General features: G+C 43.8%; 7 protein-coding genes. All 7 read left to right on the top strand.

Features of this window, described 5'->3' with window-relative positions:
* Positions 1 to 171: 171 nt before the first annotated feature.
* A complete protein-coding gene (locus ACOJR9_RS09780) occupies positions 172 to 5,010 on the top strand; it encodes an NAD-glutamate dehydrogenase (RefSeq protein ID WP_420932822.1) in 4,839 nt (1,612 codons plus the stop codon).
* Between the two features lie 71 nt (positions 5,011 to 5,081).
* Positions 5,082 to 6,089: a quinone-dependent dihydroorotate dehydrogenase gene (pyrD, locus tag ACOJR9_RS09785; protein WP_420932823.1), complete on the top strand. Its 1,008-nt coding sequence runs from the start codon at positions 5,082 to 5,084 to the stop codon at positions 6,087 to 6,089.
* Between the two features lie 62 nt (positions 6,090 to 6,151).
* Entirely contained in the window at positions 6,152 to 8,248 is a 2,097-nt protein-coding gene (gene rlmKL / locus ACOJR9_RS09790) for a bifunctional 23S rRNA (guanine(2069)-N(7))-methyltransferase RlmK/23S rRNA (guanine(2445)-N(2))-methyltransferase RlmL (protein ID WP_420932824.1), read from the top strand.
* Positions 8,245 to 8,478, top strand: a complete 234-nt coding sequence (locus ACOJR9_RS09795; protein WP_420932825.1) for a glutaredoxin family protein — start codon at positions 8,245 to 8,247, stop codon at positions 8,476 to 8,478. Before rlmKL ends, ACOJR9_RS09795 begins: the two co-directional genes overlap by 4 nt.
* Positions 8,475 to 10,415, top strand: coding sequence for an ABC transporter ATP-binding protein (locus ACOJR9_RS09800; RefSeq protein WP_420932826.1), 1,941 nt, complete (start codon positions 8,475 to 8,477; stop codon positions 10,413 to 10,415). Before ACOJR9_RS09795 ends, ACOJR9_RS09800 begins: the two co-directional genes overlap by 4 nt.
* Positions 10,416 to 10,427: 12 nt before the next feature.
* Complete coding sequence (locus ACOJR9_RS09805) at positions 10,428 to 12,185, top strand: DUF3466 family protein (RefSeq protein ID WP_420932827.1); 1,758 nt, start codon at positions 10,428 to 10,430, stop codon at positions 12,183 to 12,185.
* 331 nt (positions 12,186 to 12,516) lie between these two features.
* Entirely contained in the window at positions 12,517 to 12,693 is a 177-nt protein-coding gene (rmf, locus tag ACOJR9_RS09810; protein ID WP_334029748.1) for a ribosome modulation factor, read from the top strand.
* Positions 12,694 to 12,745: the final 52 nt, after the last annotated feature.

Consider the following 12,745-nt stretch of genomic DNA (forward strand, 5'->3'; position numbering starts at 1 on the left):
ATTTTTGCATAGCTAATCAAAAAAAAGGGCCTTTAGGCCCTTTTTTTAGGTGTTTTCTGCATAGTTATCTATGCTGTTAATATAAGGTTAAAAAGAGGCTTTTAATAAGCCGCTTTATTAGAGAAAATACAAAGGTTTTCAGCACTTACGATATCAATAAAAGGTTAACAAATGACAGTCACCTCACAGCGACACTCAGTACTGCTAGATAATGTATTCGCACTTATCGACAAAAAAGTAGATACGAAGCAGAAGTCTCTTGTGCAGCAATTCGGACGCCTGTTGTATAAAAACATATCAAGCGATGATTTAGAAAATCGCAACGACAGCGATCTTTATGGTGCAACTCTGAGTTTATGGAATGCACTCTCTCGATTCGATAATTCTGCGCCCCACATACGTGTTTTCAATCCAGAAATTGCAAAACATGGTTGGCATTCTAGTCACACTATCGTTGAAGTGATTGTGTCTGACATGCCATTTCTAGTTGATTCGGTTCGCATGTCGCTGAATAGACTAAACATTACTGCACATTTATTCTTGCACAGTCCCATTGGTATCAAGCGCAATCAAAGTAAAAGGGTTGAGAGCTTTTCTGAGCAGGGTAAAACCCTAGAAGGGGCGAAAAAAGAAACCGTTATTTTTATTGAAGTTGACCATCAAACCTCTAAAAAAGATATTGAAATACTGACAAAAGAACTTCATTCGGTGGTCGATGAAGTATCACTTGCCGTGGCTGATTGGCAAGATATGACAAGCACATTGCACAATGTGATTAAAACCAGTGATTCATTCAATTGGCCTGTGTCGAGTGAAGAAAAAGACCAAGTAAATCGCTTTCTTAATTGGCTGGGCGACCATAACTTTACTATGATGGGGTATCGCTATTACGATGTAAAAGCCATAGAGGGCGACCACCGCTGGATCCCGAGAAATGATACAAGTCTTGGTTTACTAAAAAACTCGGAGAGTAATCGCGAGCGTTTACTGTCGAAACTGCCAGCCTCAGCACGCAGTGAAGCATTAAGCGTAAATCCTCTTATCCTTACAAAAACCAATACTCGGGCTCGGGTTCATCGCCCAGCTCATATGGACTACATCGGGGTTAAGGTATTCAACGACAACGAACAAGTCGTTGGAGAACATCGTTTCTTAGGGCTATACTCCGCATCATTTTACAATCAAAGTGTTATTGAACTGCCAATCTTAAGTGAAAAGATTCAGCTCATTTGCGCTTTGTCCGGCTTTGAACCGGGTACGCATGCCTATAAAGCCTTCGTAAACATCGTCGAAACCTATCCAAGAGACGAACTATTGCAAACCCCTGCACAAGAACTCGCTCAAATTGTAATGGGTATTTTTCAAATGCAAGAAAGGGGAATCTCACGTTTATTCATACGCAAAGATACCTTTGGCCGCTTTTTCTCGTGCATGGTGTTTGTGCCAAGAGAGCGCTATAACACTCAGTTGCGTAAAGACACTCAAGAACTATTAAAGGCGTCACTTAATGCAACAGAAGAAGTAGAATTTACAACCTTCTTCTCAGAGTCCGTCTATGCAAGAACACACTACATAGCGCGAGTTAACGATAACAATGCGGAATTTGATGTGAAGGAAATAGAACAAAATATCATCGAGCTAACGAAAACATGGAATGACAGGCTTGCGTCAGCTATTTCAGCGTCTCACGGAGACGCGTCTGGAAAAGCACTAGAACGCAAGTACAGTAATGCATTCTCTCGTAGCTACATGGAACATAATTTACCGTCAGCAGCACTGGTAGACATAGGCAAGCTGGAAATGTTAGATGACGAGCATACGTTGGATATGCTGTTCTATCGCCCACAAGAAGAAGATTCAGAGAGTCAGATTGTTAAGCTAAAATTGTTCCATCGAGCAGAACCTATCCATTTGTCGGATGTATTGCCGATGCTGGAGAATTTTGGGTTACGCGTAATTGACGAGAGCCCCTATAAAATAACGTGTTCAGGTGGAGAGCATAACTGGATCATGGATTTTAAAATGCTGCACAAAAGCGGGCAGCATTTCGATATGGAAAACGCTCAAATACTGTTTCAAGATGCATTTGCCAAAGTGTGGTACAACACTTTAGAAGACGATGCCTTTAACCGCTTAATTCTCGGGGCAAACCTCACTGGTCGCCGCGTTACTATTCTACGTGCATACGCAAAATATATGCGCCAAACGGGCAGTTCATTTAGTCACGATTATATTGCTAACACGTTGGCCAATTACACAGACATCGCTCGTTTGTTGGTGGACTTCTTTGATCAGCGCCTTAACCCGAAGAAAAAACGCAACAAGAAAAAAGAAGATGGGATCCTGGCCGATATAAAGTCTCAGCTAGACGGAGTGAGCAACCTCGATGATGACAGAATCATCCGCCGTTATTTAGATATGATGTCTGCTACATTGCGTACTAACTTTTACCAGCTTGATGAGTTTGAGAACGAAAAGTCTTATGTCTCGTTTAAAATGCTTCCGGAACTTATTCCGGACATGCCGCTTCCACGGCCTAAATACGAAATTTTCGTGTATAGCCCTCGCGTAGAAGGTGTTCACCTTCGCGGCGGTAAAGTAGCACGAGGTGGCTTGCGTTGGTCAGACCGTCAAGAAGACTTCCGTACTGAAGTACTTGGTCTAGTTAAAGCGCAGCAGGTTAAAAATACCGTCATTGTGCCCGTTGGAGCAAAAGGCGGCTTCGTATGTAAAAAGGCCCCTGTAGACCAAGGTCGCGAAGCTATCCAGGCAGAAGGCAAAGCGTGCTATCGTATTTTCATAACGAGTCTGCTAGACATTACGGACAACATTGTGAACGGTGAAATTGTTCCACCTAAAAATGTGGTGCGACTAGATGATGATGACCCCTATTTGGTTGTGGCCGCAGATAAGGGAACAGCAACCTTCTCTGATATTGCCAACGGCATAGCAGAGGAGTTTAACTTCTGGTTAGGTGACGCGTTTGCCTCAGGTGGTAGTATTGGCTACGACCATAAGAAGATGGGTATCACGGCCAGAGGTGGCTGGGAGTCTGTTAAACGCCATTTCCGCGAAATGGGCGTAAATTGTCAAACTACTGATTTTACCTGTATTGGTATAGGAGATATGGCGGGTGATGTATTCGGTAATGGAATGTTGCTATCTGAGCATACAAAACTTATCTGTGCATTCAACCACCTACATATCTTTTTTGATCCAAATCCAAATGCTGCCGACAGCTACAAAGAGCGCCAGCGCCTATTTGAAAACCCAAGCTTGTCTTGGGAAGACTACGACAGTAAATTAATCTCAAAAGGCGGTGGTGTGTTTAGTCGCTCGGCCAAGTCTATAAAGCTAACCCCTGAGATGAAAAAGTGGTTAGGAACAAGACAACAAACTATGACGCCAAACGAACTTATTCATAACGTATTGAAAATGCCGGTTGATTTAATGTGGAACGGCGGTATCGGTACGTATATCAAGAGTTCTAAAGAATCACACTCTGCCGTAGGCGATCGCGCTAACGACGATTTACGAGTAAATGGTAAGGATGTTCAGGCAAAAATTGTTGGAGAGGGTGGAAACTTAGGTGTTACTCAGTTAGGTCGTATTGAATATGCAGCTAATGGCGGTAGAGTCAATACCGACTTTATCGACAATGTGGGCGGCGTTGATTGCTCCGATAACGAAGTCAACATCAAAATACTGCTTAATAGTCTAGTAAACGACGGCGAACTGACGATTAAACAACGCAACAAGCTGCTTTATGATATGACTGACGACGTGTCCGCCATCGTACTCAAAGACTGTTACCGCCAAACTCAGTCGATATCAATTACTGAATTGTCTGGCGTGAAGCAGCTCAAAGAACAACTGCGCTTTATCCATGGATTAGAAAGAGAAGGGCAATTAAATAGAGAGCTAGAGTTTATTCCAAGTGATGATGAAATTTCAGATCGCGTCGCCACAGATCAAGGTTTAACACGCCCTGAACTGAGTGTGTTAATTGCCTACGGTAAAATGGTGATGAAAGACGCGCTAAATATCTCTGAAATCACCGAAAATCCCTACCATGCTCGTTTGCTGTTACAGGCATTCCCTGAGGTGCTACGCAGTCGTTTTAACGAGCATATGCAGCAGCATCCTCTGCGCGGAGAAATTATTGCTACTAAGTTAACCAATAATATGGTCAACGATATGGGGCTTAATTTTGTTTTCCGGTTACAGGAAGAAACTGGTGCAAGCGTGAGTGAAATTGCTGATGCCTACGCTATTGTTCACGGTATTTTCAATATGGACGAGTTGTGGGGTCGTATAGAAGATCTAGACAATGTCATTTGTGCTGAGCTACAGCTATCCATGCTTGCTGAAGCAAGGCGAATTATGCGTCGAGGTGCACGCTGGTACATTCGACATGGCGATAAATCACATTCTATAGAACAGGCTATTGAAAGCTATCGTGGAACATTCGATACGTTGTCGAAAAACCTTCAGCATTACTTGGTTGAGAGTGAATATTCTCAACTAGAAGCTGCTACGCAGAAATTCATAGAGCAAGGTGTTCCCCATGATATTGCTTATCGAGTTGCTAGCTTCTCAAACATGTTCTCTAGTTTTGATTTGGCGCAAATTGTTGACGCTGATAAACATGAGACCGATGTAGTCGCTAAACTTTATTACCAACTTGGATCAAGATTAGAACTCCATTGGTTCCTTGATCAAATTAACAATCAAGCAGTCAGCAACCATTGGCAGGCGCTCGCTCGTGCTTCATACAGAGAGGAGTTGGATTGGCAGCAGCGCTCTATTGCGGCCAATTTGCTGCAATCGCGCACGGGTGCCGCGGATGCCGATCAAATTCTTGACGATTGGATAGATAGCAACCAAGTGTTGTTAAAGCGCTGGTATCACATGATGTCTGAGTTTAAAACAAGCACAACGCACGAATTTGCGAAGTTTTCTGTCGCTTTACGTGAATTGATGCTTTTAAGCGTGAAGTCTAACCATTAGAATACACGCACCTTAATGATTTAAGCCCTGTTCATCAGGGCTTTTTTATATTAGCGAGCGTTAGAATACCCATGCAATCTTTAGTGCAAAAGCTGCTACTTCAGTGTGAGCCTGAAAAAAGCCACGATTTTACTATTAATTGGCTTAACAAAACGCAACATACACCGCTGAAATGGATGTACAGCACCACGCCTATTGCAAAACCAGTGACGGTAGCAGGAATTAAGTTTGATAACCCAGTGGGTCTTGCTGCCGGGTTAGACAAGAACGGTGATTGTATAGATGCATTCTCAAGCATGGGCTTTGGCTTTGTTGAAATTGGTACGGTGACGCCTCGTCCACAGCCGGGTAACCCCAAGCCGCGCTTGTTTCGTCTGCCTGAAAAACAAGCTATCATTAATCGCATGGGCTTTAACAATAAAGGGGTGGACCACCTCGTTGAACAAGTAAAAAAAGCGAGATTCAAAGGGCCCATCGGCATCAATATTGGTAAAAATAAAGATACCGAAGACGCCAAGGCTCTAGAGGATTACCTTATTTGCCTGAACAAGGTTTATCCGTACGCCAGCTATATTACCATCAATATTTCGTCACCTAATACGCCAGGGCTACGAAATCTACAGTACGGCGAGGCATTAGACTCGCTGCTTGTGGGTCTTAAAGCCGCTCAAGAAACACTTACGCAAACACACAGTAAATACGTGCCCTTGTTCATTAAAATCGCCCCTGATTTAAGCGATGAAGAGATAAACAGTATTGCGGTGTCTTTGATGAACAGCAAAATGGATGGCGTCATTGCCACGAATACAACGCTTTCTCGTGATGCAGTGCAAGGTTTAGCCCATGCTAATGAAATGGGCGGGCTCAGCGGTTCAGTGATGACTGACATGAGTTTACAAGTGACCAAAAAATTAAATAAAGCATTAGACAAATCTATGCCTATTATCGGCGTAGGTGGTATAGATTCGCCTGAGTCTGCTCAGGCACGCTTAGATGCTGGTGCATCACTGGTTCAGTTATACTCGGCCTTTATTTATCAAGGTCCATCGCTCGTTAAACGTATCGTAAACGCGTTATAATACCCCCGATCTCTCATAAAGTGCGCACGTGCTGATGTCGTGCGCCAGTTACAGGTAAATGAATGAATACAATTCTGGTTACAACCAGCCGCGGTCTCGACGAACTACTTAAACAAGAAGTGCTCACTTTGTGCCCTGAGGCACAAATAAAGCAGGCTCCTGGTATGCTTCAGTTCGAGGGCTCTAAAGAAGACGCCTATAAACTTTGCTTATGGTCGCGACTGGCTAACCGAGTAATTTGGGTTTTGGCATCGGGCAAAGCAAATAATGCCGAAAGCCTTTACGATACGGCAATGACCGTAGATTGGCAGATGCAAATGGACTCTAGGCATACGCTGTCTGTTCAATTTGTGGGAACTAATTTTGCGATAAAGAACACCCAGTTCGGGGCTGTTCGTATTAAAGATGCCATCGTTGATACGTTTGTTGAAGAAGGGCTAGCAAGGCCGTCTGTCGAGCGCAGACATCCTGATATTTCTGTTTATGCTCGTTTGCAACGCGACAATGTGATTATCGGTATTGATCTAGCAGGAGCGAGCTTGCACCAGCGAGCATACCGGCAAGAAACCGGTGATGCGCCACTAAAAGAGCATATTGCTTGTGCCATGCTGATGCGAAGCGGTTGGACTGAAAACACCGATGCGCCATTGGTCGATTTAATGTGTGGCTCAGGCACTATCGCCATAGAGGCCGCTTATATCGCGCGTAATATCGCTCCTGGAATTAAGCGTTCATATTGGGGCTTTACCAAATGGTTAGGTCACGAAAAAAGTACGTGGGACAGCCTTGTTGATGACGCCTTAGACAATCAAAAGCCCTCCACTAGCGGTATCTACGCTGCCGACTTTAGCCGCAAAATGATTTCAATCGCAAAAGCCAATGCTGATTTTGCGGGTGTTTACAACGATATTGGCTTCAGTCAGCAAGATGCGACTAAATCATCACCGCCTATCGCTACACCAGGGTATGTTGTGTCAAACCCGCCTTACGGAGAGCGATTAGGGGAACTGACGTCTCTTATTCCGTTATTCAGTGAATGGGGCAAGCGCTTTAAAGAGGCATGGAAAGGCTGGCACGTATCTCTTTTAAGCAGCAACCGAGACCTGTTGCGGGTGCTTAAGCTGCGCGCAAGCAAAGACTACGCAATGAATAACGGTAAGCTAGAGTGTCGTTTAGCTAATTATGTATTAAACGAAGACAATACCGTTCAATTTAGCGAAGACACCGGTAACCATGAATTTGCTAATCGCCTTAAGAAAAATCTTAAAAAGCTCAAACCGTGGCTAAAGAACGCCGATACAAATTGCTATCGCATTTACGACGCTGACTTGCCTGACTACAACGTGGCCGTGGATAAGTATGGCGATTGGTTAGTGGTACAAGAGTACGCTCCCCCTAAGACAGTGTCAGAAGATAAAGCGCGCAGACGCCTTCAAGAAGTGCTATTGCATTTACCCGCAGTTACAAGCATTGCGCCTAAAAATATTGTATTAAAAGTGCGTAGCCAGCAAAAAGGCACCAAGCAATACGAAAAGTTTAACCAGTCTGGCGATATGATGGAAGTGTATGAGAACGGCGCCCGTTTCTTAGTAAACCTGACTGATTACTTAGATACCGGTTTGTTCTTAGATCACCGCGATACCCGCCAAATTGTGATGAGTATGGCAAAGGGCAAAGACGTACTTAATCTGTTTTCTTATACAGGTAGCGTATCTGTTTTTGCGGCAAAAGGGGGCGCGAAATCAGTCACCACCGTGGATATGTCGAACACCTATTTAGATTGGGCAAAGAAGAATGTAGCGCTTAATAAGCTTGATGGGCCTCACGCGTTTGTTCAGGCCGACTGTACAACATGGTTGGCCGATCACAAAGGCAAGTATGACCTGATATTTATCGACCCACCGTCGTTTTCGAATTCCAAGCGCATGAGCAATACTTGGGACGTTCAGCGTGACCATGTTGATATGCTAACTCGGGCAAAAGCGTGCTTGAATGAGAACGGTACGGTTATTTTTTCCAATAATAAGCGCGGGTTTAAACTTGATACCCAAGCCCTTGAAGCCCTTGGTTTTGGTATTGAAAATATTACGGCAAAAACCATTCCTGAAGACTTTGCCAGAAAGGGTAACATTCATCAGTGCTGGACATTACAGTCGTGAAGATAGTGTTTTATACCGGCCCCCAGTGCAGTTTATGTGACTTAGCTGACGTCGAGCTTGCGCAAACCAGCGTGTTTTCGTCGCTAACAGTAGAAAAAGTAAATATAAGAGACAGCACCGACCTTTATCATCTCTATGGTGCACGCATTCCCGTATTGAAACGGGAAGACACAAACAAAGAAATTGGTTGGCCTTTTGACAGTGCCGACCTGGAGGCATTTCTGCAGTGAGTATTTTGCAGTTAAAAAATATTACGGTTATTTATGGAAACCCGCCGCTGTTAGACGGTATCGAACTTGTTGTACAGCCGAAGGAAAGGGTGTGCCTTGTGGGTCGAAACGGCAGTGGCAAATCAACGTTAATGAAGGTTATCTCTGGTGACATCATTGCCGACGATGGCCAGCGAATTATTGAGAACAACACAGTAATCGCTCGTTTAGAGCAAGACCCGCCGCAAACCACAGACGTTACCTTGTTTGATTACGTGGCAGAGGGATTATCTGACATTGGCGAGACGCTTAAAGACTATTTTCATCAAACCCGATTGGTTGGTGAAGATCCCAGCGAAGCCAATCTTAATAAGTTGCAGCGTCTACAAGAAACCTTAGAAGCTCGTGATGCCTGGCAGTTTGAACAGCAAATTGAACAAACCCTTACCATGCTTAAACTTGAGCCTGATACGTCGTTATCAACGCTTTCCGGTGGTTGGAGAAGAAAAGCCGCGCTGGCAAGAGCACTAGTACGTTCGCCAGATCTATTGCTCCTTGATGAACCGACAAACCACTTAGACATTGAAATGATCAAGTGGCTAGAATCAAGCCTGAGCAATTACAATGGTGCGATTGTGTTTGTGAGTCATGACCGGGCCTTTATTCGTTCTATGGCCACCCGCATCATAGACTTAGATCGCGGCGGGCTCACCAGCTATCCAGGCAATTACGAAGCCTATTTAGAGAAGAAACAACACGACCTTGAAGTCGAAGCTTCGCAAAACGCAGAGTTTGATAAAAAACTGGCTCAAGAAGAAGTATGGATTCGACAGGGTATTAAAGCCCGTCGCACGAGAAATGAAGGTCGGGTAAGAGCACTTAAAAAGTTACGCGATGAACGCAAAGCACGCCGCGCAGTACAAGGAAGTGCAGTGGTGAGTCAACATCAAGGGGCTCGCTCTGGCAAAATGGTCTTCGAAGTTGACAATCTTTCATACAACATTGGTGAGCTTTGCATTGTTAAAGATTTGAGCCTGAATGTACTAAGAGGCGACAAGCTAGCGCTTATCGGCCCTAACGGTAGTGGTAAAAGTACACTCATCAAATTGCTGCTAGGCGAGCTAGAAGCAAACAGTGGTAACTGTAAGCGTGGTACAAATTTAGAAGTCGCGTATTTCGACCAGCACAGGCATGGTCTTGATTTAGAGCAGACAGTGATTGATGCTGTGGGCGATGGCAAACGAGATTTAATGGTTAACGGCCACCCCAGACATGTCATCAGTTATCTGCAAGATTATCTCTTTACACCAGAGCGTGTAAACGCGCCGGTGAAGTCACTTTCTGGCGGAGAAAAGAATCGCCTTATGCTGGCTAAGCTTATGCTTAAACCCAGTAATCTTTTGGTTCTCGATGAGCCCACTAACGATCTGGATGTTGAAACACTGGAAATGTTAGAAACTCTGCTTAACGAATATACAGGTACCGTGTTACTTGTGAGCCACGATAGGGAATTTGTGGATAATGTAGCAAATAGCAGCTTAGTATTTGAAGGTGAGGGAAGACTCCGAGAATTTATTGGGGGTTTCACTGACGTTGAAAGCTGGTATAAAGGGCAGCAGGAAAAACGCCTTCAGGTTGAAAAAGAAGAAAAAGCTAAGTCTAGGAATGAAACTAATTCAAGTTCAGATAGTCCTAGTGCTAAGTCTTCACCCCGCAAGGCTAAAAAGTTATCATACAAAGACCAGCGTGAACTGGAATCACTTCCCGCCGAGCTAGAAAGCCTTGAGGCCAAGCTAGAAGTGATGCAAGAACAGGTAAACGACCCTGAATTCTTTAAACAAGACAGTGACACCACTGCTAAAGCGCTTGCGCTTTTGGCGGAACAAGAATTATTGTTGTCTCAGAAATATGCGCGCTGGGATGAATTAGAAAGTATGCTGGAAGATAATCAGCAGTAAATAGGATTTTAGATGAAACGAACTCAGCTTGCCGCCGCCGTTCTGTTGGCAACAGGAAGTGTTTCGGCTTTTGCCGCGACTTATTCAGTGACACCTCTTCCGCTACAAGATTCTGCAAGAAGTAATTTTGGTCGCTCTATTGATGAGGCCGGACAAATGCTGACGATAGCGCAGTTAGAATATAATCCACCCATCGATGTTGACCAACTTATTAATGGCACCGTTTTCTTCGAACAATTTGGAGCCTCACTTGAGAACGAAGATAGTGCAAGAGAAGGGGTATTCACCGACGCAGATTACTCTACTATCGTAAGTTACATCATTAGCAACCAGACTTTTCCCCAGATTCAGAAACTTACTCAGTTTAGAACCTACATTACCGATACGGTAGATGCGGAATTGGTACCAGGGCTGGACAAAATTACTGACAAATTCGACGATTACACGCAGTCAGTTCGCGTTTCTGGCAGAGACAGCTTAAGCGGTGATTATGTAGTTGGTGACTCCGGCGGATTAGTGATTTTGGACCCATATGAAAACGCCGACGGCGACATCATTAACTACACCTACCCAGAATCTTCACAGCAAGCATTTGTGCAGGTATCAGGAGAGACTAAAGTGCTTCCCTCCGTAGATGATACTCTTGGTGGTTTTGCATCTGCTCGCGCCATCAACAACAACTTACAAGTGGCTGGCTTTAGCACGGTGAGTTTTCAAACCGCTGTTGATGAAGCGATAGAGCGCTGTAATGACGATGACTTACGTGGAGACATTTCCATTGATCGCTGTTTATTTAATTTGTATACAGGCAGTTTTACGGCTCCTAGAATTTCAACTCCCATTTTGACCACGCAAAATTTGCCGGTTCCAGGTTTTGTTAGCCTATCAGAAGTGAACGCCACTATTTGGCAACTTGATGTAAATGGCGATGTGATTAACACACAGACCTATCCGTTAGTCGAAGAGCCTGACGAGGAAAACTCCTTTTATTCTTATACCTATGCTTTCGATATTAATGATCAAGGTATTGCAGTGGGTGAAAGCTTAACCGGTGCTTTCGTTGCCATTAGTCGCCCAAATGCTTCGGTAAGACCGGAAAGTGAACGCGTTGCTACCGTGTTTAGAGACGGTGAAACGATTGAATTACTTCCTCGTGGAGAAAACATAATTAGCCAAGCCATTGGCATAAACAACAATAACTGGATAACAGGTGCGGTTCTACCGCAATCAAGTACGGCCTCGCGGTCCAGCCTTTTTGTTTATAACTTGGAAACTGAAGAAAAAATATATCCAGAAGGCTTTTTCACTAGTGGCGCTGTTACACCAAATGCGATTAACAATAATAATATCGTTGTAGGTACCGCAGATGTGGTAGCTACAAACGAAACTCAACGTCAAACAGCGGCTTTTATGTACAACATAGAAACCGAAGAACTCATTGATTTAAACGACTTAGTGTCTTGTGATAACACCTATGAGCTTGTTGAAGCCGTTGATATTAACGACAGCAATGAAATTATTGCTAATGCGCGGCTACGGACAACCCGTAAGCATGTTACCGGGGTGGAAATTTTAAACAGTTCTGGTGAAACAGACGAAGTTGATTCTATTGTCGCAGTCAAGTTATCGCCTTTATCAAATGGCACGATTGACGATTGCGAATTACCTAGAGATGAACAGCCCTATGAGAGGCAAGCTGCATCGACGGGATGGTTAGCGTTAGGTGGTATGGTGTTGGCGGGATTATTTAGACGTAGAATTAAGCGTTAAGCTTCAAATTTTCACGTTCACTTGATAATGCATGACGAAAAAAGCTACTCTTTTTGAGTGGCTTTTTTTGCGTCTGTTCATAAAGCAAGCTCTCATTCGGAAAAAAGGTACATACAAAAAATTTCATCAAACTGTAAAAATAATTTCATATAAACTTCATCCGTTTATTAAATGTCAAGAGTTTTAATTTCATAATTCTCTTGAACCAATTGGCTAAGTGCACTATCTAAGTAATGTACACAAAAGATTTTCCGGCACTTTTAATAAATACGATGTGGAGCGCCCGCGAACTGACGTTGTTGTACTTTCAACAAACAGAAGAGGCTAGTCAATGAAAAGACAAAAAAGAGATAAAATGACACGTGCACATTCTAAAGGCTATCAAGCTGGTATCAGTGGTCGTGCGAAGGAAAATTGTCCATTTCAGCAGAACGAAACCCGTTCACAGTGGTTAGGTGGATGGCGTGAGGCGGTAGAAGATAGGCACTTAGGATTAAGTGTAAAATAACTCATTCTCTTTTATACTGATTAAGCAAAAGAAAAAGCCCCTAAATGAAGTG

This window comes from Alteromonas ulvae, assembly GCF_048987005.1.
Lineage (GTDB): Bacteria > Pseudomonadota > Gammaproteobacteria > Enterobacterales > Alteromonadaceae > Alteromonas.

Bases quoted from the DNA above. Each gene is read 5' to 3' on its own strand.
- ACOJR9_RS09780 (WP_420932822.1), top strand. From the start codon at position 172: ATGACAGTCACCTCACAGCGACACTCAGTACTGCTAGATAATGTATTC.
- pyrD (WP_420932823.1), top strand. From the start codon at position 5,082: ATGCAATCTTTAGTGCAAAAGCTGCTACTTCAGTGTGAGCCTGAAAAA.
- rlmKL (WP_420932824.1), top strand. From the start codon at position 6,152: ATGAATACAATTCTGGTTACAACCAGCCGCGGTCTCGACGAACTACTT.
- ACOJR9_RS09805 (WP_420932827.1), top strand. From the start codon at position 10,428: ATGAAACGAACTCAGCTTGCCGCCGCCGTTCTGTTGGCAACAGGAAGT.
- rmf (WP_334029748.1), top strand. From the start codon at position 12,517: ATGAAAAGACAAAAAAGAGATAAAATGACACGTGCACATTCTAAAGGC.